This is a genomic window from Thermomonas sp. S9 (assembly GCF_024704365.1).
In the GTDB taxonomy this organism is placed as follows: domain Bacteria; phylum Pseudomonadota; class Gammaproteobacteria; order Xanthomonadales; family Xanthomonadaceae; genus Thermomonas.
In genome coordinates, this window is sequence record NZ_JAJDFY010000001.1 from 1,035,236 (window position 1) to 1,060,934 (window position 25,699).

General features: G+C 70.4%; 14 protein-coding genes and 6 pseudogenes. 2 read left to right on the forward strand and 18 right to left on the reverse strand.

The genetic code is table 11. The features are described from left to right. Positions 1–130: 130 nt before the first annotated feature. The 3 genes and pseudogenes from LJB71_RS05150 to LJB71_RS05160 all read right to left on the reverse strand — a co-directional run bounded on the left by LJB71_RS05150 (position 131) and on the right by LJB71_RS05160 (position 5,072). Positions 131–2,201 (reverse strand): annotated as a pseudogene (locus LJB71_RS05150) (M13-type metalloendopeptidase). A 73-nt stretch (positions 2,202–2,274) separates the two neighbouring features. Further along, complete coding sequence (locus tag LJB71_RS05155) at positions 2,275–3,666, reverse strand: pitrilysin family protein (RefSeq protein ID WP_259303345.1); 1,392 nt, start codon at positions 3,664–3,666, stop codon at positions 2,275–2,277. Further along, positions 3,663–5,072 (reverse strand): pitrilysin family protein, encoded by a 1,410-nt coding sequence (locus LJB71_RS05160; RefSeq protein ID WP_259303346.1) that lies wholly within the window; start codon positions 5,070–5,072, stop codon positions 3,663–3,665. The genes LJB71_RS05155 and LJB71_RS05160 overlap by 4 nt, the downstream gene beginning before the upstream one ends. A 139-nt stretch (positions 5,073–5,211) precedes the next feature. On the opposite strand from LJB71_RS05160, the gene LJB71_RS05165 reads away from it, so the two are divergent. Continuing rightward, complete coding sequence (locus tag LJB71_RS05165) at positions 5,212–6,552, forward strand: MBL fold metallo-hydrolase (RefSeq protein WP_259303347.1); 1,341 nt, start codon at positions 5,212–5,214, stop codon at positions 6,550–6,552. Between the two features lie 179 nt (positions 6,553–6,731). Here the strand turns inward: LJB71_RS05165 and LJB71_RS05170 are convergent, their stop codons facing one another. Further along, entirely contained in the window at positions 6,732–7,022 is a 291-nt protein-coding gene (locus tag LJB71_RS05170; protein WP_259303348.1) for a hypothetical protein, read from the reverse strand. A 330-nt stretch (positions 7,023–7,352) separates the two neighbouring features. On the opposite strand from LJB71_RS05170, the gene LJB71_RS05175 reads away from it, so the two are divergent. Further along, positions 7,353–8,687 (forward strand): DEAD/DEAH box helicase, encoded by a 1,335-nt coding sequence (locus tag LJB71_RS05175; RefSeq protein ID WP_259303349.1) that lies wholly within the window; start codon positions 7,353–7,355, stop codon positions 8,685–8,687. Between the two features lie 65 nt (positions 8,688–8,752). Here LJB71_RS05175 and LJB71_RS05180 read toward each other — a convergent pair whose 3' ends face one another. The 14 genes and pseudogenes from LJB71_RS05180 to dxr form a co-directional block, all read right to left on the reverse strand. Then, entirely contained in the window at positions 8,753–9,697 is a 945-nt protein-coding gene (locus LJB71_RS05180; RefSeq protein WP_259303350.1) for a polyprenyl synthetase family protein, read from the reverse strand. Further along, positions 9,690–9,962: an exodeoxyribonuclease VII small subunit gene (locus LJB71_RS05185; RefSeq protein ID WP_259303351.1), complete on the reverse strand. Its 273-nt coding sequence runs from the start codon at positions 9,960–9,962 to the stop codon at positions 9,690–9,692. Before LJB71_RS05185 ends, LJB71_RS05180 begins: the two co-directional genes overlap by 8 nt. A gap of 20 nt (positions 9,963–9,982) precedes the next feature. Next, complete coding sequence (gene tilS, locus LJB71_RS05190; RefSeq protein WP_259303352.1) at positions 9,983–11,266, reverse strand: tRNA lysidine(34) synthetase TilS; 1,284 nt, start codon at positions 11,264–11,266, stop codon at positions 9,983–9,985. A 59-nt stretch (positions 11,267–11,325) separates the two neighbouring features. Next, positions 11,326–11,619, reverse strand: coding sequence for a hypothetical protein (locus LJB71_RS05195; protein WP_259303353.1), 294 nt, complete (start codon positions 11,617–11,619; stop codon positions 11,326–11,328). 88 nt (positions 11,620–11,707) lie between these two features. Next, positions 11,708–12,673: an acetyl-CoA carboxylase carboxyltransferase subunit alpha gene (locus tag LJB71_RS05200; protein ID WP_259303354.1), complete on the reverse strand. Its 966-nt coding sequence runs from the start codon at positions 12,671–12,673 to the stop codon at positions 11,708–11,710. A gap of 54 nt (positions 12,674–12,727) precedes the next feature. After that, positions 12,728–16,300: pseudogene (gene dnaE / locus LJB71_RS05205) on the reverse strand (DNA polymerase III subunit alpha). Positions 16,301–16,382: 82 nt separating this feature from the next. Continuing rightward, positions 16,383–17,000 (reverse strand): ribonuclease HII, encoded by a 618-nt coding sequence (locus tag LJB71_RS05210; protein ID WP_259303355.1) that lies wholly within the window; start codon positions 16,998–17,000, stop codon positions 16,383–16,385. Next, positions 16,997–18,134, reverse strand: a pseudogene (lpxB, locus tag LJB71_RS05215) (lipid-A-disaccharide synthase). Before lpxB ends, LJB71_RS05210 begins: the two are co-directional and overlap by 4 nt. A 160-nt stretch (positions 18,135–18,294) precedes the next feature. Then, positions 18,295–19,089, reverse strand: a complete 795-nt coding sequence (gene lpxA, locus LJB71_RS05220; RefSeq protein WP_259303356.1) for an acyl-ACP--UDP-N-acetylglucosamine O-acyltransferase — start codon at positions 19,087–19,089, stop codon at positions 18,295–18,297. 4 nt (positions 19,090–19,093) lie between these two features. Continuing rightward, positions 19,094–19,563: pseudogene (gene fabZ / locus LJB71_RS05225) on the reverse strand (3-hydroxyacyl-ACP dehydratase FabZ). Then, positions 19,560–20,579 (reverse strand): UDP-3-O-(3-hydroxymyristoyl)glucosamine N-acyltransferase, encoded by a 1,020-nt coding sequence (lpxD, locus tag LJB71_RS05230; protein ID WP_259303357.1) that lies wholly within the window; start codon positions 20,577–20,579, stop codon positions 19,560–19,562. Before lpxD ends, fabZ begins: the two are co-directional and overlap by 4 nt. A 13-nt stretch (positions 20,580–20,592) precedes the next feature. Next, on the reverse strand, positions 20,593–23,058 hold the full coding sequence (gene bamA, locus LJB71_RS05235; protein WP_259303358.1) for an outer membrane protein assembly factor BamA: 2,466 nt from the start codon (positions 23,056–23,058) through the stop codon (positions 20,593–20,595). Positions 23,059–23,163: 105 nt separating this feature from the next. Then, a pseudogene (rseP, locus tag LJB71_RS05240) lies at positions 23,164–24,524 on the reverse strand (RIP metalloprotease RseP). A 43-nt stretch (positions 24,525–24,567) separates the two neighbouring features. Then, positions 24,568–25,698: pseudogene (gene dxr / locus LJB71_RS05245) on the reverse strand (1-deoxy-D-xylulose-5-phosphate reductoisomerase); the annotation flags it as partial. Between the last annotated feature and the right edge of the window lies 1 nt (position 25,699).

The window sequence follows — 25,699 nt, forward strand, 5'->3', positions numbered from 1 at the left end:
CCGCGGGCGGAAAGCGCGAACATACACCGCCGGCGCACGCGCCGGAACCGCCGCGGCCTCGCCACCAGTCGCAAAAATGACGAGGCCCGGCAGGGCCGGGCCTCGCGGCATCAGGCGTGGGCGCGCCGGATCACCAGATCACCACGCGCTGATCCTCCGGGCGCACCATCGGGCTGCCGGCCTTGCAGCCGAACGCCTGTGCGAACGCCGGCATGTTCGACGGCGCGCCGATCGCGCGGAAGTTGGCCGGGGCGTGCGGGTCGGTGTTCAGGCGCACCTTCAGCTCATCCGGGGTGAAGTTGCGGCGCCACACGGTGGCCCAGTTGAAGAAGAAGCGCTGGTCCTCCGGGTAGCCGTCCACCTTGTCGCCGCCCGACTTGCCGGCGTCTTTCAGGGCCTTCTGGTAGGCGTCCCAGGCCACGTTCAGGCCGCCGAGGTCGGCGATGTTCTCGCCCAGGGTGAGCTGGCCCTTCACGTGCAGGCCGTCGATCGCCACGTAGTCGTCGAACTGCCTGACCAGCTTGGCGGTGCGCGCGTCGAAGCCGGCGCGATCGGCCTGGGTCCACCAGTTGTTGAAGTTGCCCTGGGCGTCGAACTGGCTGCCCTGGTCGTCGTAGCCGTGCATCATCTCGTGCCCGATCACCGCGCCGATGCCGCCATAGTTCAGCGCCGGGTCGGCCTTGGGATCGAAGAACGGCGGCTGCAGGATCGCCGCCGGGAACACGATCTCGTTCATCAGCGGGTTGTAGTAGGCGTTCACCGTCTGCGGGGTCATGCCCCACTCGGTGCGGTCCACCGGCTTGCCGATCTTGGCCATCTCGTAGTCGTGGTTGAACTTGGCCGCGGCCAGCACGTTGCCGGCGTAGTCGTCGCGCTTGGTGGCCAGGCCGTCCCAACTGCGCCACTTGTCGGGGTAGCCGATCTTGGGGGTGAAGCTGGCCCATTTCTCCATCGCCTTGGCCTTGGTCTCCGGGCTCATCCAGTCCAGCTTCTCGATCCGCGCCTTCAGCGCCTGGCGCAGGTTGTCCACCAGGGTCTGCATCTGCGCCTTGGATTCGGCCGGGAAGTACTGCTTGACGTACAGCTGGCCCAGCGCCTCGCCGGCGCTGCCTTCCACGGTGTCGAGCACGCGCTTCCAGCGCGGCTTCTGCTCTTGCTGGCCGCGCAGGGTGCGGGCGTAGAAATCGAAGCGTTCGTCGTTGAACTTGTCGGCCAGGTACGGGGCCATGCCGTCGATCGCGTGCAGGCGCAGGTAGGCCTGCCACTGCGCGGCCGGCACGTCGGCGAGCATCTTGTCGAACTCGGCGAAGAACTTCGGCTGCGACAGCGAGAAGCCGTCGGCCTGCACGCCGTTGGCCTTGAAGAACGCGCTCCAGGAGAAGTGCGGGGTCACCTTGTCGGCTTCGGCCAGGGTGACGTAGTGGTACTGGTTGTTCGGGTCGCGCAGCTCGATCGGCGACAGCGAGGCCTTGGCCAGGCGGGTTTCGAACGCCAGCACGTCGGCGGCCTGCCTGTCGGCGTCGGCAGCGGCCACGCCGGCGTTCTGCAGCTGCCGGGAGACGTGCTTCACGAACGCTGCGCGGATCGCCTTGTACTTGCCGTCCGGGCCGTCCTCCAGGTAGTAGGCGCGCTCCGGCAGCGACAGCCCGCCCTGGAAGGCGTAGCCGATCTTCTGGCGGGAGTTCTTGAAGTCGGCCTCGGCGCCGAAGCTGAACACCTCGCCGCGCCCGACCGCGAACTCGTCGCGCAGATAGGCGGCGATGTCGGATGGGGTCTTGAGCGCGTCGATCCGCGCCAGCATCGGTTGCAGTGGAGCAAGCCCGGCGGCATCGATCTTCGCGGTGTCCATGCCGCTGGCATACAGGTCGCCCACCAGGCGGGTGATGCCGGTGGCCCCCTTGTCGGCCGCGGCGGCCTCGGCGATGCCGCGGCTGGCGGCCTGCGCGCGCTCGTCCAGCATCTTGAAGCTGCCCCAGGTGGTCTTGTCGGGTGGCACCGGGTTGGCGGCCAGTCCACTTCGCATTGACGTAATCGGCCAGGTTGTCGCACACGTTCTTGGACGGATCCAGATCGCTGGTCTTGAAGCCCGCCAGCGGCGGCAGCGTGGGCTGCGCGGCGGCGGTGGCGTCGGCGGAGGCCGCGGGCGCGGCTGGCTTCTGGCAGGCGCTCAGGGCGGCGGTGACGGCGAGGGACAACAGCAGCAGCTTGGGGGTATTCACTTAACGAAGGCTCCGGAATGGGCGGGAAGTGCCGGGCGACGATCGACCGGCGAGGTCAGGGAGAAAAGCGGGGGTCGGACAGTTTCATTTCGGTCAGCGGCCCGTAGCGGCGCATCACGTCGCGGATCCTGGCGGCATCGCCGATGGCCACGATCACCAGGTCCTGGCTGCTCGGAAATACCGCGCGCGCGGCGGCCACCTGCGCCGGGGTGGCGGCGGCCACGGCGTCCAGATAACCGTCGATGTAGTCGCGGCCGTCGCCGTACAGCGCCAGCCAGGCGATGGCATTGGCCAGCTGCGGCGCGGTCTCCAGGGTCGGCGGGAACTGCCCGGCGATGTAGTGCCTGGCCGACTGCAGGGTGGCCGCGTCCAGGCCCTCGCGGTGCAGGCGGTCGAGGGTGGCGATGGCCAGATCGATCGCGGCCTGGGTGGTCTCGGTCTTGGTGAAGCTGCTGATCTCCACCGCGCCCGGCTGGCGCGGGCGGTCGATCTGCGAGCGCGCGCCGTAGGTCAGGCCGGATTTCACCCGCAGCTCGGTATTGAGCATCGAGGTGAAGCGCCCGCCGAACGCGGTCTGCACCAGGTCCTGCGCGGCGCGTGCGGGGTCGTCGCGGTAGCTGCCGACGTTGGCCAGCGCGAAGTAGGTCTGGGTGGCGCCGGGCTTGTCCACCAGCAGCACCCGGCGGCCGGTTTCGCGGGCCTTGGCGGGCACCTGCGGCAGCGCGCCTTCCGCCTTGCCCCAGGTGCCGAAGGCCTGCTGCACCTGCGCGGTGACCCGCGCCGGGTCGAAATCGCCGGCGATGGCGATGAGCAGGCGGTCGCCGCCCATCTGCTGGCGGCGGAAGGCCTGCAGGTCCTCCAGCGTGATCGTCGCCAGGCTGGTCTCGTCGCCGCTGTCGGGGCGCCCGTAGGGATGTCCGCGGAACAGCCAGCTGTCCGTGTACTGCCCGATCAGGCGGCGCGGGTCGGCGTCCTTGGCGGCGGCCAGGCCGTCGATCGCGCGCTTGCGCAGCTTGTCGAACTCGGCCGGGTCCATGCGCGGACGCAGCAGGGCATCCGCCAGCAGCGACAGCATCAGGTCGCTGTCCTTGGCCAGGAACTGGGCGTTGGCCACGATCGCCTCGCCGGTGCTGGCGAAGGCCAGGCTGCCGCCGGCGCCGTCCACCGCCTGCGCGAAGGCCAGCGCGTCGCGGCCGCCGGCGCCCTTGGAGAGCAGGTCGGCCAGCAGGTCGGCGGTGCCTTCCTTGCCGGCCGGATCGGCCAGCGAACCGCCGCGCACCAGCACGGTGGCGGCCACCATCGGCACGTCCTTGCGCGGGGCCAGCAGCAGGGTGGCGCCGTTGTCCAGGCGCACGGTCTGGTAGTCGGGCAGGCGGATGCCGGCGGCGGAGGCGGCGGCCATCGCCAGTGCGGCCAGCGCCGCGAACAGGAAACGCAGGCGGCTCATCGTGCGCCCTCCGTCTGGGTGGCGGCTGGCGGGGTGGCCGATGTGTCGGTGGACGCCGCGGCGACCGGCTGCAGCAGCCCGGTGGTGCGGTTCTGCCTGCGCAGGATCTTCGCGGCCAGCGCCTGCACCTGGGCCGGGGTCACCGCCGCGTAGGCGGCCGGGGCGTCGAAGGCCTTGCGGTAGTCGCCCTGGAACACCTCGGCCTCGCCCAGCAGCTGGGATTTGCCGTTGATGGTCGCCATCTGCCGCCAGAACTGCGCCAGCTTGAGATTGCGGGCCTTCTCCAGCTCGGCGGCGGTCACGCCCTCGCGCGTGATCTTCGAAAGCTCGTCGTCCAGCAGCGCCTCGGCGCGGGCCGGATCGCCCCCGGGCGGCAGCAGCGCGTACACCCACAGCAGCCCGGGGTCGAAGCCAGCCTCGGCGAATGCGCCGGCGCTCACCGCGGCCTGCTCGCGCTCCACCAGGCGCTGGTGCAGGCGCGAGGACTGGCCCTGGGCGAGGAGGGTGGTCAGCAGCTCCAGCACGGGGAAGTCCTTGCTGCCGGCGCCGAGCCCGCTGTGGAAGGCGAACGCCACGATCGGCGACTGCGCGTCGGCGCGCTCGATCACGATCCGGCGTTCGCCCAGCTGCTCCGGCTCGACCGTGGTGACCGCCGGCGGCGCCGGCTGGCGCGGCAGCGTGGCCAGGTACTTGTCGGCAAGCTGGAACACCTGCGCCGGCTGCACGTCGCCGGCCACCACCAGCACCGCGTTGTTGGGCGCGTAGTAGGTCTTGAAGAAGCGCTGGAGGTCGCCGATCGTCCAGTGCTCGATGTCGCTGGGCCAGCCGATGGTCGGGATCTGGTAGGGATGGGCCAGGAACGCGCTGGCCTGCATCTGCTCCATCAGCGTGCCCATGCTGTCGTTGTCCACGCTGCTGCGGCGTTCGCTGTACACCACCTCGCGCTCGCTCTCCACCACCTTGGGGTCGAACGCGAGGTGAGCCATGCGGTCGCCCTCGAGGTCGAAGATGGTCGCAAGCGCGCTGGGCGGGAACCAGTCGGTGTAGATGGTCAAATCGCTGCTGGTGCTGGCGTTGTTGCTGCCGCCGGCGGCTTCCATGGTGCGGTCGAACTCGCCCGGCGCGCGGCGGGTGGTGCCGTTGAACATCATGTGCTCGAAGAAATGCGCCAGGCCGGTGATGCCGGCGTGCTCGTTGCGGCTGCCGACCTTGTAGAAGGTGTAGTAGTTGGCGCTGGGGATGTCGTGGTCGGGCCAGACGATGATCTTCAGGCCATTGGCCAGGGTCTTGCTGACGATGGCATCGCTGCCGGGGACGGCGTCGGCGGGCTGGGCCTGGACGCCGGCCGCCAGCAGCAGCGACAGGGTGCAGGCGAGGGGAAACAGGCGCATGGAAAGGAGGCTCATCGGGGGATTTCCGCAGCATCCGGCACAGTTTTCCCGTGCGCCACTGCCGAAAGTAGGGGCTGAAGGTTAAGCTCCCGTCATCACACGATCCGGCAGAGCGTTGCGCATGCGCGTGCATTTCCACGGAGCGGCCGGGCAGGTGACCGGCTCCATGCATCTGGTCGAGGCGGCGGGCCGCCGCATTCTGCTCGACTGCGGCATGGTACAGGGCAGCCCGGAGGCGGAAGCGGCGAACTTCGCGCCGTTCCCGTTCGACGCCGCCGCGCTGGACGCGGTGGTGCTCAGCCACGCCCATATCGACCACTGCGGGCGCCTGCCGCGGCTGGCCATGGCCGGCTTCGAGGGGCCGATCTACACCCAGGCCGCCACGGCCGACCTGCTGCCGATCATGCTGCTGGATTCGGCCAGCCTGCAGGAAAGCGACGCCGAGCGCGCCAACCGCCGGCGCCGGCCGGGGCAGCCGCCGGCGATGCCGCTGTACACCCGGGAGGATGTGCAGCGCACGCTGGAGCGGGTGCGGCCGCTGGCCTATGGCGCGCATCCGGCGCTGCTGGCGGGGGTCGACCTCACGCTGCGCGATGCCGGCCATATCCTCGGTTCGGCCAGCGTCGAGCTGCGCGCGGATGGCCGCACCCTGGTGTTCTCCGGCGATCTGGGCATGCGCGGCACTCCGATCCTGCGCGATCCCGAGCCGGTGCCCGCGGCCGACCTGCTGCTGCTGGAATCCACCTACGGCAACCGCAACCATCGCGACCGCGTTGCCACTGTGCAGGAGCTGGGCGAGATCCTGCGCGCGGCCTGGCGCGATGGTGGCAACGTGCTGATCCCGGCGTTCGCGGTGGGGCGCACGCAGGAGCTGCTGTACTGGTTCGCCCGCCACTGGGACGACTGGGACATGGCGCGCTGGCGCATCCATCTGGACAGCCCGATGGCGTCGAAGGTGGTGCGGGTGTACGACCGCCACCACGAACTGTTCGACGCCGAGGCGCGTGCGGCCTGGCGCGGCACGCCCAATCCGTTCCGGCTGCCGAACCTGCACATTTCCGAATCGGTGGAGGAGTCGATGGCGATCAACCGCATCCACGGCGGCGCGATCATCATCGCCGGCAATGGCATGGCCAGCGGGGGACGCATCCTGCACCACATGCGCCAGCACCTGCCGCACCGCCAGACCCGGATCGTGTTCGTCGGCTACCAGGCCGAAGGCACGCTCGGGCGGCGGCTGGTGGAGGGCGCGCGCTGGGTGCGCATCCACGGCCACGACGTGCAGGTACACGCGCACCGGCATACGGTCGGCGGGCTGTCCGCGCATGCCGACCAGCGCGGATTACTGGAGTGGTATGCCGGCTTCGGCGCGCCGCCGCCGGTCGCGCTGGTGCATGGCGAGGATCTGGCGCGCGAGGCGCTGGCCGGCGAACTCCTGACCCGCCACGGCGTGCAGGCGCTGCTGCCGCGCCCGGGCCTGGTGCTGGACGTCTGATACCGGAGCCCGGTCGCGGCGCGGGATTCCTGCTGCTGGCGCGGCTGGCCGCCGCATTCGCGCTGCTGCTGGTGCTGGCGATCGGCCTTGTGACTCTGGGGCAGGCCGCGGCCGGCTGAGCGTTCAGCGCCGGCGCGCACCGCCCGCGGTGGAGAGCAGCAGCAGCCCGGCGGCCAGGCTCACCTGCCGCAGGAAGGCCAGCAGCGAGGGGCGGCGCTGCCGCCGGAGAGTGTCCAGAACGGATGCGTCATCGCGGCATCGATCAGCAGCAGTACGGCGGCGCACAGCGCGACGATGCGCAGCTGCCAACCGGTGGCCAGCAATACCCCCAGCAGCACCTGGGCGGTGCTCAGCAGCAGCACCGCATCGCTGGTGGCGGCGCCATGCAGGGCCTGCCACAGGCGCAGGGCGCCGGTCAGGAAGAACAGGGCGGCCAGCAGCCATTGCGCGATACGGACTTCGATCTTCATGGGCGAATGCGGCGGAAGAAGCAGCAGTGCAAGGGGCGCAAGACTGGCATGCGGTCCGGTCCGAAGGAAGAGGGCGGGCCGGCACGCGGCGGCATTTCGCGTACAATGCCCGCGTTCTGCGCACGCCTGATCCGCCTTCCTTCGCGAAGGTCGCGTTTTTCCTGATCAAGCCGGCCGCCTTCCGCGGCTTTCTTCCCCGTACGCCTTTCGTCGCGCAGACACGGCCCGGATTCCCGGCGTCGTGCCATGCATGCCCGCGGCGCGGTTCGACAGGAACGCCCGGGTGGTTCGCGCCGCGTGCGCGTGCCGTTCCTTCAGGAGTTTTTCCCGATGTCGTTCGAATCCCTGGGCCTTGCGCCCGCGCTGCTGCGCGCGCTGGCCGAGCAAGGCTATGCCACCCCGACCCCGATCCAGGCACAGGCGATCCCGCTGGTGCTGGCCGGGCACGACGTGCTGGGCGGCGCCCAGACCGGCACCGGCAAGACCGCCGCGTTCGGCCTGCCGCTGCTGCAGACGCTGGCCGGGCTGCCCAAGCCCGAAGGCCTGCGCCGGCCGCGGGCACTGGTGCTCACTCCCACCCGCGAACTGGCGGTGCAGATCACCGATAACCTGCGCGCCTATGCCAAACACCTGCGCATCAACGTCACCGCGCTGTTCGGCGGCGTGGGCATGCAGCCGCAGGTGGAGGCGTTCCGGCGCGGCGTGGATGTGCTGGTGGCCTGCCCCGGACGCCTGATCGACCACCTCGAACGCGGCACCTGCAAGCTCGGCGACGTGCGCATGCTGGTGCTGGACGAGGCCGACCGCATGCTGGACATGGGCTTCCTGCCCTCGATCAAGCGGGTGATGAAGCATGTTCCGGCGCAGCGGCAGACGCTGCTGTTCTCGGCCACCTTCGAGCCGCGCATCAAGGCGTTGGCGCTGGAGTTCATGCAGGACCCGCGGCAGGTGCAGGTGGCCGCGCAGAACACCGTGGTCGAGACCATCCGCCACCATGCGCATCCGGTGGACGCGGCGAAGAAGCGCGACCTGCTGATCGACATCCTGGCCCGCCGCCATCTTGAGCAGGTACTGGTGTTCGGCAAGACCAAGCATGGCTGCAACCGCCTGGCCGAGCAGCTGGAGAAGGCCGGGCTGCCGGCGCTGGCGATCCACGGCAACAAGAGCCAGGCCGCGCGCCAGAAGGCGCTGTCCGAGTTCAAGAGCGGCCGTGTCCGGATCCTGGTCGCCACCGACGTGGCCGCGCGCGGGCTGGACATCCCGCAGCTGCCGCTGGTGATCAACCACGACCTGCCGATGGTGGCCGAGGACTACGTCCACCGCATCGGCCGCACCGGCCGCAACGGCGCCAGCGGCGAGGCGATCTCGCTGGTGTCGCCGGATGAAGCGAACCTGCTGCGCCAGATCCAGAAGCTGCTGGGTCGCGCGATCACGATGGAGACGGTGCCGGGCTTCGAGCCCAGCCGCGCCATCCGCACCGACGCCGCGCCGTTCGCCGATGCCCCGCGCGCGCCGCGTCCGGGCCGCAACCGCCGGCCGCACGGCAAGCCGCGCAGTGCGGAGGCGCATGCGCACGCGCACACCGGGCCGAAGCCCGCCCGCGAGGGCCAGGGCGAGGGGCGCCGCGGTGGCGGGGCCCAGGGCGGTCGTCGCCAGGCGCGCTGAGGTCCTGCGATTCCTGCCACGATTCCGCCAATGCCGCGGCGTCGGAGAGCGATGCGGCGGGGGCGTCAGTGCTGGCGCTCGACCACCTGCCGTGCCAGCCGGGCCAGGGCCTCGGTATCGATCGCCAGCGCCTCCAGCGCCGCCTGCATCTGCGTGGACAGCGCCTGCAGGCGGGCATGGCTGGCCGTGCGGCCGAGCAGGGCCGGGAAGGTCGCCTTGTCCTGCGCCTGGTCCTTGCCCGCGGTCTTGCCGAGGGTGGCGGCATCGCCTTCGATGTCCAGCAGGTCGTCGCGGATCTGGAACGCCAGCCCCAGCGCTTCGGCATAGGCGTCCAGCGCCGCGGCCTGCGCCGGCGTGGCCTGCCCGGCCAGTGCCCCCAGCCGCACCGCGCAGCGCAGCAGGGCGCCGGTCTTGAGCGCGTGCAGGCGCTCGACGTATTCGAGCGAGAGGCATGAAGCCCGCAAGCGGGTTTCCTCGGCGCGCGGCGGCGCGCCGGGCGGCATCGGGGCCGGTGGCGGTCGCGACGCGGTGGCGTCGATGTCCAGCGCCTGGCCGCCGCACATGCCGGCCACTCCGGCCGCACGCGCCAGCTCCGCCAGCATCGCGATGCGCACGTCCGCCGCCTGCGGGGCAGCGGTGAGCTGCTCGAACGCCAGCGCCTGCAGCGCATCGCCGGCAAGGATCGCGGTAGCCTCGTCGAACGCCACGTGCACGGTGGGCTGGCCGCGGCGCAGGGCGTCGTCGTCCATCGCCGGCAGGTCGTCGTGGATCAGCGAATAGCAGTGAATCAGTTCCACCGCCACTGCCGCCGCATCCAGCGCCGCATCGGAAGCGTCCAGCGCGCTGCCGGTGGCATACACCAGCAGCGGGCGCATGCGCTTGCCGCCGTTCAGCACGCCGTGGCGCATGGCCGCATGCAGGCGCTGCGGGGCTCGCGCCGGATCGGGCAGGGCGGCGTCCAGCGCGGCGTCCACCCGCGCGCGCCAGCGCGCCAGGGCCGCTTCAGTCATCGTCGATATCGGCGAAGGGGTTGGCCGGTTCCGGACGCGCCGGATCGCTGAGCTGGCGCACCCGCAGCTCGGCCTGCTCCAGCGCGGACTGGCAGCGCTGGTACAGGCTGACCCCCTTCGAGTAGGCATCCAGAGACTGCTCCAGGGTCATGTCGCCGGCTTCCATCTTCGCCACCAGCTGTTCCAGCGCCTGCATCGACTGCTCGAAGTCGGCCACCGCCGAGGCGTCTTGTGGCGTAGCTTGAATATCGGGTGTCTTGGCCATGCCCGGAAGTTTACGCTGGTTCACCCCGGCTCCGCCCACCGCAGGCGCGCGTCGTGCGTTCGCAGCCAGTCCGCCAGCGGCGCCGCGAGGATGCCGTCGCCGGCGGCCAGCAGGGTGCCATCGGCGGCAGACAGCAGCGGCAGGCGCTCGCGTCGCCACGGCGGCAGCCCGGCGGCCTGCAGCACGTGCTTGAGGGCATGCGAATGCGTGCGGCCCGGCAGGCGGATGCGCTCGCCGCCGCGCCGCGCGTGCACCCGCAGCGGCGCATCGAAGCCGGCGCTGCCGTGCAGATGGAGGACATCGCCGGTGGGCAGCGCCAGCGGCGCCCGGCCGTCCCAGTCAGCGTGCCAGTCTGCGGGCAGCGGCGCGCGCAGCGGGCCGGCATGCAGGCGGTCGCGCCAGCGCTGCAGGCGCGCGCCGTGCCAGTCGATGCGCGGGTTCGCGTCGCGCGGGGCGTCCAGCAGTTCGCGTTCGATCCGTGCCAGCGCCGGTCCCGGCAGCGGCGGCAGCCCGAGCGCGGCGATCCAGTGGCGCAGCACGCGCGCGCGCCGCGCCGGGGCCAGCGTGCGCAGGGCGTCCGCGCTCAAGGTGTCCGGCGCCAGGCGCAGGCCCGCCAGCAGCGCGGCATCGTCGGCGCCCAGCAGGTCGGCCGCGTGCGCGGCCAGGGCCGCGCTGCGGGCGAGGCTGGCGGCCGCCTGCGGCCAGCGCTGATGCAGCAGCGGCAGCACCTGCCGGCGCAGGAAATTGCGGTCGAAGCTGGGGTCGGCATTGGCCGGGTCGTCCAGCCAGCGCAGGCCCGCGGCCCGCGCATCGGCGGCCAGCGCCGCGCGTGGCAGTTCCAGCAGCGGACGCCACAGCCAGCCGTGCGCGTAGGGCCGCCAGGCGCGCATCGCCGCCAGGCCGTCCACGCCGGAACCGCGCAGGGCGCGCAGCAGAAAGGTTTCGGCCTGGTCATCGCGGTGGTGCGCCAGCACGAGGATTTCATCGTCCTGCAGCGCCTGCGCGAACGCCGCATGCCGGGCCGCGCGCGCTGCGCCTTCGCGGCCGAGGCCGCAGCCCGGGTCCACGGCCACACGTACGACCTGCAGTGGCACCCGGAGTTCGGTACAGACCGTTTGGCAATGCGCGGCCCAGGCATCGGCCTCGGGATGCAGGCCGTGGTGGACGTGCAGAGCGCGCAGTCCACGCGCGCGCAGTGACGGCAGCGAGGCCAGGTGGTGCAGCAGCACGCTCGAATCCAGGCCGCCGCTGAAACCCACCAGCAGCGGGCCATCCCGGGGCGGGGCCGGCAGCGCGAGGGACATGGCGGTCGGATGTTCCATCGAAGGCCCCGCGCCCGCGCCGGAGCGCGGGGCCGCGGGAATCACTCGGTCTCGATGCGGATGCCGCCGACGATCCCGGCGGCGATGTTGTAGACGAGGGCCTGGATCACGCCGCCGATGAAACCGAAGATGCCGTACAGGATCGGCAGCACGATGATGCCCAGGAACCCGCCGGCCATCATGCCGCCGCCCTCGTGCCCCAGCGCGCTCCCGAGCAGCGCGCCCAGCATGCTGCCGAACAGGAAAAACATCACGCCTGCCAGCAGGCCGAATGCGGCCGCGATGATGGCCGCGATCTTGCCGGCCGACAGCACGTCGATACGCTTGATGATCATAGATTCCTCCCCGAATGCCGGCGGACTGCCAGCCCGGGGAATCTAGCAAAAGCAGCCGGCGCGGCGCATCCGCGGCACCTGCCCCCTGTCAGGCGGCGTGGATCTCGTAGGCGCCGTAGCCGCGCAGGCGGCGGTAGCGGTGTTCCAGCAGGGTCTCCATCGGCACCGCCTCCAGCGCGTCCAGCTCGTTCAGCAGCACCGCCTTCAGGCGCCTGGCCATCTGCACCGGGTTGCGGTGCGCGCCGCCGATCGGCTCGCGCACGATCTTGTCGACCAGCCCCAGTTCCTTCAGGCGCTTGGCGGTCATGCCCAGCTGTTCGGCGGCCTCCTTGGCCTTGGTCGCGTCGCGCCACAGGATCGAGGCGCAGCCTTCCGGGCTGATCACCGAGTAGGTGCTGTATTCCAGCATCAGGGTGCGATCACCGACGCCGATCGCCAGCGCGCCGCCGGAGCCGCCTTCGCCGATCACGGTGCACACCACCGGCACGCGCAGCTCGGCCATTTCCAGCAGGTTGCGGGCGATCGCCTCGGACTGGCCGCGCTCCTCGGCATCGATGCCGGGCCAGGCGCCGGGGGTGTCGATAAAGGTGAGGATGGGCAGGCCGAAGCGCTCGGCCAGTTTCATCAGGCGCAGCGCCTTGCGGTAGCCCTCGGGCTTGGGCATGCCGAAGTTGCGCTTGACCTTGGACTTGGTGTCGCGGCCCTTCTCGTGCCCGACCACCACCACCGCGCGGCCGTCGATGCGGGCCAGGCCGCCGACGATGGCGTTGTCGTCCGCGAACGCGCGGTCGCCAGCCAGTTCCTGGAACTCCTCGCAGATCACCTTCAGGTAGTCCAGCGTGTACGGCCGCTGCGGGTGGCGCGCCAGCTGCGAGACCTGCCACGGGGTGAGGTCGCGGAAGATCGTCGCGGTGCGCTTGCGCAGCTTTTCCTGCAGCGCGCGCACTTCGGCGTCGATATTGAGCGCCGGGCCGGTGCTGGCCTGCCGCAGTTCCTGGATCTTGGCTTCCAGGTCGGCGATCGGCTGCTCGAAGTCGAGATAATTCGGATTCATCCGGCGAAGTTTAGCGCAGCCGGCGCACCGTACCGAGCCGGACGGTGGGGTGGGTCAGGCGCTCGCCCAGGGGCGCGCCAGCTGCACGCTGACTGCGCTCACCCCGGGCAGACTGCGCAGCAGGCCGGGCAGATCCGGCTCCAGCCGCAGGCCGCGCCCGCCGTTCAGCAGCAGGCGTCCGACGCCGGCCGCGGTGGTGGCCTCCAGCAACACCGGGATCGGCCCGGCATGCCGCTTCAGCACATCCTCCAGCCGCGGCAGCGCCTCTGCCACGCGCAGGTCCAGGCGGATGGCGATGCGCTGCGCCTGCTGCTGGCAGATCTGCGCGAAGTCCCAGCAGCGGGTGGCGCGCAGCGAGAAGCCGCCGTTGAATTCGTCCTCGCGCAGGCCGCCTTCCACTACCAGGATGCGGTCGCGGGTGAGCAGCGGCGCGAACTGGGTCCACTGCTCGCCGAAGAAGCCGCACTCGATCCGGCCGCGCCCGTCCTCCAGCTGCACGAAGGCCTGGGAATCGCCGCGCTTGCGCATGCCGATCACCTGGCCGGCCACCACGGTCTGCACCAGCGGCCGCCAGCTGCGCCCCTCCTGCGGGCGGTTGCCGCGGGAGCCGGCTTCCCACAGCCCTTCCAGCATCGACAGGTCGTGTCCGACCAGCTTCTGCACGTCCTCCCGGTACGGGTCCATCGGGTGCCCGCTGAGATAGAAGCCCAGCGTGTCGCGCTCGCCCTGCAGCCGCTGCGCCAGCGGCCATTCGCCGGTTTCCGGCAGCTCCACCCGGATCTCGCTGCCGCCGCCACCGCCGCCGAACATGTCGAACATCCCGGCCTCGCGGTTCTTCGCCATCTGCTCGGTGGCCTTCAGTGCCTCCGGCAGCTGCAGCATCAGTGAGGCGCGGTTGACCGCCAGCGCATCCATCGCGCCGGCCTGGATCAGCGCCTCCAGCGTGCGCTTGTTGAGGCCGGCGGCCGACACGCGCTGGCAGAAATCGAGCAGGTCGCGGAACGCGCCGCCGTCCTCTCGCGCCTTCACGATCGCCTCGCACACGCCCTGGCCGATGCCCTTCACCGCGCCGAGGCCGTAGCGGAGGGTGCGCGGATCGGTGGCGACGAACATGAAGCCGGAGTGGTTCACGTCCGGCGGCAGCACGGTCAGGCCCAGGCCGCGCGCCTCGTCGAGGAAGCCCACCACCTTCTCGGTCTTGTCCATGTCCGAGGACAGGGTGGCGGCCATGAACTCGGCCGGGTAATGCTTCTTCAGCCACGCGGTCTGGTAGGCGACCAGCGAATAGGCGGCGGCGTGCGACTTGTTGAAGCCGTAGCCGGCGAACTTCTCCATCAGGTCGAAGATTTCGTCGGCCTTGGCGGCATCGACTCCGTTCCTGGCCGCGCCCTCGCGGAACATCTCGCGGTGCCTGGCCATCTCGGCCGGGATCTTCTTGCCCATCGCGCGGCGCAGCAGGTCGGCGCCGCCCAGCGAGTAGCCGCCGACGATCTGCGCCATCTGCATGACCTGCTCCTGGTAGACCATGATGCCGTAGGTCTCCTGGAGCATGGCCCTGGTGCGCGGATCCGGGTAATCGAACTCCTCGAGGCCGTGTTTGCGCGCCACGAACGACGGGATCATCTCCATCGGGCCGGGGCGGTAGAGCGCGTTCAGCGCGATCAGGTCCTCGAAGCGGTCGGGTTTCGCGTCCTTCAGCGCGCGCCGCATGCCGGCGGATTCGAACTGGAACACCGAGCCGGTGTTGCCGTTGGCGAAGATGTCGCGGTACACGCTGGCGTCGTCCAGCGGGATCGCGGAAATGTCGATCGGTTCGGCGCCTTCGCGCGCGCGGCGCGCGTTGATCGCCTTCACCGCCCAGTCGATGATGGTGAGCGTGCGCAGGCCGAGGAAGTCGAACTTCACCAGGCCCACCGCCTCGACGTCGTCCTTGTCGAACTGCGTCACCGGGTTCTTGCCCAGGGTGCCGTGGTCGTGTTCGGCGAACAGCGGGCAGAAGTCAGACAGCGGCGAGGGCGCGATCACCACGCCGCCGGCGTGCTTGCCGGCATTGCGGGTGAGGTCCTCCAGCTGCAGCGCCAGATCCACCAGGTCGCGCACGTCGTCCTCGGTCTGGTAGCGCTGGATCAGCTCGGGCGAGGCCATCTCGCTCTCCAGGCCGCCCTTGCCGCGGCCCAGCGCGTCCTTGAGGGTGATGCCGAGGACGTTGGGGATCAGTTTGGCGATGCCATCGACCATGCCGTAGCCGAAGCCGAGCGCGCGCCCGGCGTCGCGCAGCACCGCCTTGGCGGCCATGGTGCCGTAGGTGATGATCTGGCTGACGCGGTCGCGCCCGTACTTGCGGGCGACGTACTCGATCACCTCGTCGCGCCGGTCCATGCAGAAGTCGATGTCGAAGTCCGGCATCGACACGCGTTCCGGGTTGAGGAAGCGTTCGAACAGCAGGTTGTAGGGCAGCGGGTCGAGGTCGGTGATCGAAAGCGCCCACGCCACCAGCGAGCCCGCGCCCGAGCCGCGGCCGGGGCCGATCGGGATGCCCTGCTGCTTCCCCCACTGGATGAAGTCGGCCACGATCAGGAAGTAGCCGGGGAAGCCCATCTTGCAGATGGTGTCCAGCTCGAACTCCAGCCGCGCCTCGTAGTCGGCGCGGGTCTTGCCCGGCGCCAGCGGATGTTTCGCCAGCCTGGCATCGAGACCTTCGCGGGCCTGGCTGCGGATCCAGCTGTCCAGGGTCTCGTCCGGCGGCACCGGATAGGCGGGCAGGAAGTAGGTGCCCAGGCGCAGTTCGAGATTGCAGCGCTGCGCCAGCGCCACCGTATTGTCCAGCGCGTCGGGCGCGTCCGCGAACAGCGCGGCCATCTCCCCGGACGATTTCAGATACTGCTCGCGGCTGTACTCGCGCGGGCGGCGCGGATCGTCCAGGGTGCGGCCGCTGGCGATGCACACGCGCGCCTCGTGCGCCTCGAAGCCGGCGGCATCGAGGAAGCGCACGTCATTGCTGGCCACCACCGGCAGGCCGAGCGTGCCGGCGGCGTGCAGGGCGAAACGGTTGAACGCTTCCTCGCCGTCGCGGCCGGTGCGGGTCAGCTCGAGGTGCAGGTTCTCCCCGAACACCTCGCGCAGCGCGGCCAGCTGTGCCTCGGCGATGTCATGCCGGCCGCCCACCGCCAGCCTGCCGGCCAGGCTCTGGCGGCCGGCGATGGCGAACAGCCCGGCGTGCTCCTCGCGCAGCCATTCCGGTTCGATCGCCACGCCGTCGCCACGATGACCTTCCGCTCAGGCGCGCGTGAGCAGACGCGACAGGCTCAGATAGCCGCTGCGGTCGCGGCAGAGCAGGGTCAGCAGCGAGGGCGCATCGCCGCCATCGGCCACCAGCACGTCGGCGCCGGCGATCGGCTTGATGCCCACGCTCTCGGCCGCCTTGTAGAACTTCACCAGCGCGAACAGGTTGTTGCGGTCGGTGACGGCCAATGCCGGAAGCCGCAGCTCCAGCGCCCGGCTGAGCAGGTTGGGGCGGTCGCCGGCCTTCTCCGGGCGCGCATGGTCCGGCTTCTCGGGCACGCGGATGGTGGAATCCACGAGCGAGAACTCGGTGTGCAGGTGCAGGTGGACGAAGCGTGCGGGCATCGCGGGGTCGCGTGGTGAACCCGCAGGGTAGGGCGCGCGTGCGGGCCCGGCAAGGCTTGACAGCTCACGACGGGCGCGTCGGTCAGCCCGGCGGGGCGAATCCGGGCAGCGCGCCCTGCACCGGCATCGCCGCCAGCGCGGCGCGCACGGGCGCGAAGCTGCGGCGGTGCGCGGGGCAGGGGCCGAAGCGGCGCAGGGCGTCGAGGTGCAGCGGGCTGGGGTAGCCCTTGTGGCGGTCGAAGCCGTACTGCGGGTACTGCGCGTGCAGGTCGCGCATGCGCGCATCGCGCGCGACCTTGGCCAGGATCGAGGCGGCCATGATGCTGCGGTCGCGGGCATCGCCGCCGACCCAGGCCTCGGCCGGGCAGGGCAGGTCCTGTGGCAGGCGGTTGCCGTCGATGCGCGCGCAGTCGGCCACGTGCGCCACGCCCCGCAGGGCCTCGCGCATGCCGTGCATGGTGGCCTGGAAGATGTTGCGGCGGTCGATCTCGTCGGCCTCGATGAACACGATCTTCCATGCCAGCGCGCGTTCGAGGATGCGCGGATAGAGCAGTTCGCGTTGTTTCTCGGTCAACGCCTTGGAGTCGTCCAGCCCGTTCACCGGCGTGCGCCCGGGGGCGAATACCACCGCCGCCACCACCACCGGCCCGGCCAGCGGCCCGCGCCCGGCCTCGTCGATGCCGGCCACGCGCAGGCTCATCGCAACAGCAGCTCCGCCACCGCGTCGGCGGCGCGCCGGGAGGCGTCGCGGCGCAGGGTTTTGTGGAGGGCGAGGAAGCGCGGCTGCAGCGCGGCCGCCGCGTCGGTATCGCGGAGCCAGCGCAGCAGCGCGGCGTGCAGCTTGTCCGGCGTGCAGTCGTCCTGCAGCAGTTCCGGGACCAGCGCTTCACCGGCCAGCACGTTCGGCAGGCTGACGAACCGCGACTTCAGCAGCCCCAGCAGCCTGACGATGCGGTAGGTCAGCGGCGCAATGCGGTGGCCCACCACCATCGGCCGCTTGCACAGCATCGCCTCCAGCGCGGCGGTGCCGGAGGCGAGCAGCACCGCGTCGCTGGCGATCATCGCCAGTTGTGCCTGGCCGTCGAGGACGCGGACCATCGGCGCATCACCAAGGATCGCGTCGATGGCGGCGCGGCAGTGCGCGTTCGCGGCCGGCACCAGCACCCGCAGGCCGGGCACGTCGGCCGCCAGCCGGCGGGCCGCCGCGGCGAAGGTGGGCAGCATGCGGCGGATCTCGCCCAGCCGGCTGCCGGGCAGCAGTGCGAGGAGCGGCGCATCAACCGGTTCGCCGAGCGCGGCGCGTGCTTGGGCGCGGTCGGGCTGCAGCGGGATCGCATCGGCCAGCGGATGTCCGATGAACACGGCATCCACGCCGTGCTTCGCATAGATCGGCGGTTCCATCGGGAACAGGCAGAGCACGCGCGCGGCGCTCTCGCCGATCTTCGCGGCGCGCGCCTCGCGCCAGGCCCAGACCGACGGGCTGACGTCGTGCACGGTGCGCACGCCGCGCGCTTTCAGCCCAGCGCTCGACGCCGAGGTTGAAGTCGGGGGCGTCGATGCCGATGAACACATCCGGCTGCCAGGCGAGCACGCGCTGGCGGAACGCTTTACGGAGTCTGAGCAGGCGCGGCAGGTGCGCCAGCACTTCGGCCAGCCCCATCACCGCCAGTTCGCTGGCGTCGAACCAGGTGTCCATGCCGGCCGCGCGCATCGCATCGCCGCCGATGCCCGCGAACTCGGCGTCGGGAAAGCGTTCGCGCAGCGCCTCCACCAGGCCGGCGCCGAGTTGGTCGCCGGACGTTTCGCCGGCGCAGAGGGCGATGCGTGGCGTCATGGGCTGTTCCGCTTCGGGGTCGCGCCGCTGCGGTGGCGGGGGTGTATCCCGAGTCGCTCCTCGTTATTCGCTTTGTCGGGACACACCCCTGCCCCCGCAGTGGCGCTTGTTTTGTTGCGCCTTGCAGCTATGTCCATTCTTGCGGCAGGGTCGTCCTGGCTCACCGCAGCAGCGGCCGCTCGCCGGCGTCGATGAACTCGAGGAACGCGCGCACGTCGTCGCTGGAGGCGGCGATTTCGGCGATCTCGGCCTTGGCCTCGTCCAGCTTCGCCTCGCCCATGTACAGCGCGCGGTAGGCGCGCCTGATCGCGGCGATGCGGGCGGCGTCGAAGCCGCGGCGCTTGAGGCCTTCGGCGTTGATGCCGCGCGGGCGCGCGTATTTTTCCTGCGCCACCATCAGGTAGGGCGGCACGTCGCCGTTGACGAAGGCCCCCATGCCGATGAAGGCGTGGTCGCCGATCCGGCAGAACTGGTGCACGCCGGCGAAGCCACTGAGGATGACGTGGTTGCCCACCGCCACATGGCCGGCCAGGGTCGCATTGTTGGAGAACACACAGTCGTCGCCGACGCTGCAGTCGTGGGCGATATGGCAGTAGGCGAGGATCCAGTTGCGGCTGCCCACCCGGGTGATGCCGCCGCCGTCGCCAGTGCCGCGGTTGATGGTGACGAACTCGCGGATCACGTTGCCGTCGCCGATCTCCAGTGCCACCCGCTCGCCGCGGTACTTCTTGTCCTGCGGTGCGCCGCCGATCGCGGCATGGCCGTGGATCACGTTGTCGCGTCCGATCCGGGTCGGGCCTTCGATCAGGCAGTGCGGGCCGATGCGGGTGCCGTCCCCGATCTCCACCTCGGCGCCGATCACCGCGTATGCGCCGACCTGCACACCCGTACCGAGGCGCGCGTCGGGATCGATCACGGCGGTCGGGTGGATCAGCGTTGCGGGATCGCAGGCCATCGGGTCAGCCCTGGTTGGCCGCCGCACACAGGATCTCGGCGCAGGCGGCCTGCTCGCCGTCAACGCGGGCGATGCCGCAATACTGCGCCATGTTGCGGATGCGGCGCTTGAGCTCGACGTCGAGCCGAGGCGGTCGCCCGGCACCACCATGCGGGTGAACCTGGCGTTGTCCACCTTCACCAAATAGAAAATCTGGCCCTCGCCTGCGCCGGGGTCGCGCGAGAGCTGGGTCAGCAGGCCGCCAGCCTGGGCCAGCGCTTCCACGATCAGCACGCCGGGCATGACCTGATGGCCGGGGAAGTGGCCGCTGAAGAACGGCTCGTTGTAGCTGACGTTCTTGTACGCCAGCACACGCTTGTCCTTCTCGAATTCGACCACCCGGTCTACCAGCAGGAACGGATAGCGATGCGGCAGCAGGCGTTCGATTTCGGCGCTGGCGACCGGCAGTTGCACGTCGGTGTTCGGGTCGTTCATTCGTCGTCCTTGCCGCCGCCGGGGCCGCGCCGGGCGATGCGGTCGAGTTGCTTGAAGCGGGCCGCGCTCTTGCGCCAGCTGCGATTGTCCATCAACGGGGTGCCGGAAGAATACTCGCCGGGAGTGCGGATGGAGTGGGTCACCAGCGACATCGCGGTCACCACCACGCGGTCGCAGACCTCGAGATGGCCGAGGATGCCGGCGCCACCGCCGATCAGGCAGTAGCGCCCGATGTGCGCGCTGCCGGCCACAGCGGAGCATCCGGCCATCGCGGTATGCGCGCCGATGCGCACGTTGTGGCCGATCTGGATCTGGTTGTCCAGGCGCACGTCCTCTTCCAGCACGGTGTCGTCCAGCGCGCCGCGGTCGATCGTGGTGTTGGCGCCGATCTCGCAGTCGTCGCCGACCACCACTCCGCCCAACTGCGGGACGTTGATCCAGCGCCCGGCGTCCATCGCCAGGCCGAAGCCGGCCGCGCCCAGCACCGCGCCGGGCAGGATGCGTACGCGTTTGCCCAGGCGCACGCGGGTGAGCAGGGTCACCCGCGCCTGCAGTTCGCAGTCCTCGCCGATTTCGCAGTCCTCGCCGATCACGCAGCCGGGCCCGATCACCGCCCCCGCCGCGATCCGGCTGCGCGCGCCGACGCTGGCGTGCGGGCCGACGTGGGCGGCAGGATCGACATGCGCGGTGGGATCGACCGCGGCGCTGGGATGGATGCCCGGCGCGCGCGCGGGCCGGCCTTCGAACAGGGCGGCGATGCGTGCGAACGCCACGTATGGATCGTGCGCCACCAGCGCGCTGCCGGCGAAGGCGTCGGCATCCTCCGCGCGCAGCACCACCACGCCGGCGCGGGTCTGCGTCAGCTGGCTGCGGTAGCGCGGGTTGGCCAGGAAGCTCAGTTGAGCCGGACCGGCGTCGGCGAGGGTGGCCACGCCCTGCACCTCGCGGTCCTCGCCGCGCAGGGCCAGCCCGAAGCGCTGGGCCAGCCCGGACGCAGTGAAGACCGGCACGCTCATGCCGCTGCTGCCGTCAGAGCTGGCCGCCGAAATTGAACTGCAGCCGCTCGATCTGGTCGCCGTTCTTCTTGCGGATCGGCAGTGCGTAGCTGATCGACAGCGGCCCCATCGGCGAGCGCCACAGCAGCGCCACGCCGGCCGAGGCGCGCAGCTCGCTGGCGCTGAAGTTCTTGTAGCCGTCGAAGACGTTGCCGAAGTCGAGGAAGGCCGACACACGCGCCGACGGGCTGTCGAACAGTTTCGGGAAGATGGTTTCCACCGAGCCGGCCAGCAGGAACGAACCGCCCAGCGGCTGCCGGTAGCCGAAGGTTGTGGTGTAGGCCGGCCCCAGGGTGTTGTCCATGAAGCCGCGCACGCGCCCGCTGGAGGCGATGCCGCCGGCGTAGAAGTTCTCGAAGAACGGCAGGCCGCTGGCGGTGACGGTCTTCACGTAGTCGCTGGAGGTCGGCAGGCACGGATCGCTGGGCGCCGGGCCGGGGACATAGGTGTCGCCGATGCCGTCGTTGTTCGTGTCCACCAGGGTCGGCGGCGTGAAGCAGATGTTGCGGACGTAGTTCTTGCCGTAGGAGTTGCCGTAGCCCAGGTTGAGCCCGGTCTTTACGACCAGTGACTGGCTCAGCGGCCAGTATTTGGCGATGTCGTAGCTGAGCTTGTAGTACTCCACGGTGGAGCCGGGCAAGGTGACTTCCAGCAGCAGGTTCTGAGTGGTGCCGATCACCGGCGTGAAATAGTTGTTGCGGGTGTCGCGGCCCCAGCCGACCTGCGCGCGCCAGGCGTGGAAGGTGCGCTGGCCGATCGCGTCCACATAGTCCACCAGCGGCTGCGGGGTGGTGCCCTGGTAGGCGAGGATCTGGTTCTTGTCGATCCCCAGCATCAGCGAAACCGAGTCGCTCTCGCTCAGCGGTACGCCCAGGAACACCTGGAAGGCGCCGCTGTTGGTCGAGTACTGGGCGACGTTGAAGTTCGAATAGTCGAACTCGCGCCAGTACATGTTGTAGCCGAGCGAGACCCCGTCGTCGGTGAAATACGGGTTCATGAACGAGAAGTCGTAGCGCTTCTGGTAGACGCTGCGCGTCACCGCCAGCGAGGTGCGGTTGCCGGTGCCCAGGAAGTTGTTCTCCGACAGCGCCAGCGACAGGTTCACGCCCGACAGCTGCGAATAGCCGATGCCGGCGGTGATGCTGCCGGAGGTGGTTTCCTTGACCGTGTACACCACGTCCACCTGGTCGTCGCTGCCCGCCACCGGCTGGGTATCCACGTCCACCGACTCGAAATAACCCAGCCGGTCCAGGCGCACCTTGCTGCGGTCGATCGCCGCCTGCGAGTACCAGCTGTCCTCGAACTGGCGCATCTCGCGGCGCAGCACCACGTCGGCGGTGCGGGTATTGCCCTTGAACACGATGCGGCGGACCATCACCCGCGGCCCCGGCTGTACCTGGAAATCGATCGCCACCGTGCGCTTGTCGCGGTCGATGGTCGGCACCGGGTTGACCCGCGCGAAGGCGTAGCCGATGTTGGCCAGGCGCAGGGTGATCGCGTTCGACACGAACTCCAGCGCGGCGCGCGAGAACGTGTTGCCCGGCTTGATGATGCCGGCGATCTTCTCGATGTCTTCCTTCGGCAGCACGGTATCGCCGGACACCGTGATGTCGGCGAAGTTGTACACCTGGCCCTCGGTCAGGCCGGCGGTGATGAACATGTCCTTGCGGTCGGCGCTGATCGCCACCTGGGTGGAGTCCAGGCTGAAGTCCACGTAGCCGCGGTCCAGATACCAGGAATTGAGCTTCTCGATGTCGCCCGAGAGCTTCTCGCGCGAGTACTGGTCGTCGCGCTTGTACCAGGACAGCCAGTTGCTGGTGTGCGATTCCCAGTTCTTGGTGATGTCCTTGTCGCTGAAGCTCTCGTTGCCGATCAGGTTGATGTGTCGGATCTTGGCCGCCTTGCCTTCCTTGATGGCGATGGTCAGGTTCACCCGGTTGCGGTCCAGCCGCTCCATGCTCGGGCTGATCTGCACGCCGTACTTGCCGCGGTTGTTGTACTGGCGGGTGAGCTCCTGGACCACCCGATCCAGGTCCAGCGGGTTGAAGGTCTCGCCCTCGGCCAGGCCGATGTCCTTCAGGCCCTTGGTCAGGTCCTCGGTCTTGAGGTCCTTGTTGCCGGTGATCGTCAATTTGTTGATTGCCGGGCGTTCGACCACGGTGATCACCAGGATGCCGCCTTCATGGGCCAGCCGCACGTCCTGAAAGAAGCCGGTCTTGTACAGCGCGCGCAGCGCTTCCGCGGCCTTGCCCTGGTCGAGGATGTCGCCGCGTTCCACCGGCAGGTAGGTGAAGACCGTACCTGGATTGATGCGCTGCAGGCCGTCGATGCGGATGTCGGTGACCTTGAAGGGCGTGATCGCCGTCTGCGCCCAGGCCGGCAGCGCGAGCGCCGAGGCCAGTGCGAGGGTCAGCAGGCGGCGGGACAAGGGTCGGGTCATGCGGGACATCCTGTAGGGCGGAGCGGCCCGCCGGTACGGCCTGCGCAGGCGCCCGACGGGGGGGGGCCGCGGCAGGCAGCGCCGGCCGGCGTAGGGGGTATTGCATCACGACACCAGGTGCAGGATGTCGTTGTAGAAGGCCAGTCCCATCAGCCCTGCGACCAGCGCAAGCCCGATGTACTGGCCCACGGCCATGGCCCGTTCGCCCAGCGGGCGGCGGGTGACCAGTTCGATAAGGTAATACAGCAGGTGACCCCCGTCCAAGACGGGGATCGGCAGCAGGTTGATCAACGCAAGGCTGACCGACAGCAGGGCCAGGAAGTTCAGGAACCAGGCCGGGCCGCGCGCCGCGAAGTCGTTGGCGGCGCGGGCGATGGTGATCGGCCCGGATACCGTGTTTTCGACCGCCACCTGCCCGCTGACCGCGCGCCCCAGCATGTCCACCAGTTGCCGCACCTGGAACCCGGTTTCGCGCACCGCCGCCGGGATCGCCGGTAATGGCGACAGGCGCAGCACCGCATCGCGCGGCGGGGTGCCGGCCGGGGCATTGGTGATGCCCAGGATCCACTGCGGCTTGCCATCGGTGCGGGTGATGCGTTGTGGGGTCATCTCGAGCCGCCAGGCGTTCCCCGTCGCGTTCTACCTCGACCATGCCTGGACCGCCGCGCTCGCCCAGTGCGCGCACCAGCGGAGCGATGTCCTCGAAGGTGGTCACCGGGTGCCCGTCGATGGCGGTGATGCGATCGCCCTCGGCGAGCACGCCCCAGGCCGGGCTGCCCTCGCGTACGCTGCCGACCACCGCCGGCACCAGCAGGTGGCGCGGCACCAGGCCGATCGCGCCCAGCGCGCGCAGCTCGTCCACCTGTGGCGGGATCCGCTGTAGCGGCAGGGTGCGATGCACGGTCTGGCCGTCCGCGCGGCGGATCTCCAGCGGCACCGGCTGGCGGTCCAGCGCGGCCACCACCAGCGCCATCTGCAGTTCGCTCCAGGTCGGAGTGGCGCGCTCACCCACCCGCAGCACGCGATCGCCCGGCTGCAGGCCGGCCTCGGCGGCGATGGCATGCGCCTGGCCCACCACCGGGGCGTAGTCGGGGCGGCCGATGACCAGCATCCCCCACAGCAGCAGGAACGCCAGCAGCAGGTTGGCCAGCGGGCCGGCGGCCACGATCGCCATCCGCTGCCAGACCGGTTTGCGGTTGAAGGCCAGATGCGCCTCGGCCGCGGGGACATCGCCCTCGCGCTCGTCCAGCATGCGCACGTAGCCGCCCAGCGGCAGCGCGGCGATCACGTATTCGGTGCCGTCCTTGCCGTGCCAGCGCCACAGCGGCTTGCCGAAGCCGATCGAAAAGCGCAGCACCTTGACGCCGCAGCGGCGCGCGACCCAGAAGTGGCCAAATTCGTGGAAGGTGACCAGCACCCCCAGCGCCACCAGCAGCTCACCAGATCGAGCCGAGCACCGAGCCCATGCCGCTCATGCCTGCCCCCGCGCGCGGCGATCCGGGCCCGCGCCAGCTGACGGGCGCGCGCATCCGCTGCCAGCAGCGTCTCCAGGGAATCGGCGGCGTGTGGCGGCATGGCGTCCAGAGTCGCGCTGACGGTGTCGGGAATGTCCAGAAAACCAATCCGGCCCTGAAGAAAGGCTGAAACCGCCTCTTCGTTGGCGGCGTTGAGCACGGCCGGCGCAACGCCGCCCGCCGCGAGCGCGGCGAACGCCAGCGCCAGGCAGGGGAAGGCGTCGAGATCGGGCTGCTCGAACTCCAGCCGCCCGCCCTGCGCCAGCAGGTCCAGCGCGCCGACCCCGGAAGCGATCCGGCGCGGCCAGCCGAGGCCCACCGCCAGCGCGGTGCGCATGTCGGGCAGGCCGAGCTGGGCCAGGGTGCTGCCGTCGGCGAAATCGACCAGCGAATGCACCAGCGACTGCGGGTGCACCAGCACGCGGATGGCATCGGCCGGCAGCGCGAACAGATGGTGGGCCTCGATCACCTCCAGCCCCTTGTTCATCAGGGTGGCGGAATCGACCGAGATCTTCGGCCCCATCGACCATTTCGGGTGCGCCACCGCCTGCGCCGGGGTCACCGCGGCCAGCGCCGCGCGCGGCCAGCTGCGGAACGGGCCGCCGGAGGCGGTCAGGGTGATCCGCGCCGGCGGGTTGCCGTCGGCCAGGCACTGGAAGATCGCGTTGTGCTCGCTGTCGATCGGGATGATGGTCGCAGTATTTGTGTGCGCCTCGCGCATCAGCAGCTCGCCCGCCAGCACCAGCGATTCCTTGTTGGCCAGCAGCAGGCGCTTGCCCGCGCGCGCGGCGGCCAGCGTCGAGGGCAGCCCGGCGGCGCCGACGATCGCGGCCACCGCGGTGTCGCAGGCATCGCTGCCCGCCAGCGCCTCCAGTGCTTCGTTGCCGGCGTGCGCCTGGGTGCCCAGCCCGGCCGCACGCAGGCCATCGCGCAGGACCACGTATCCGGCCGGATCGGCGATCACCGCGTGCTCTGGCCGATGGGCGCGGCATAGATCGAGCAGCGCCCCGACCTGGCGCCCGGCCGCCAGCACGCTGGCGCGCAGCGTCTGCGGATGGCGCGCGATCACGTCCAGCGCGGAGCTGCCGATCGAGCCGGTGGCGCCAAGAACCGCGACTTTCTGCATC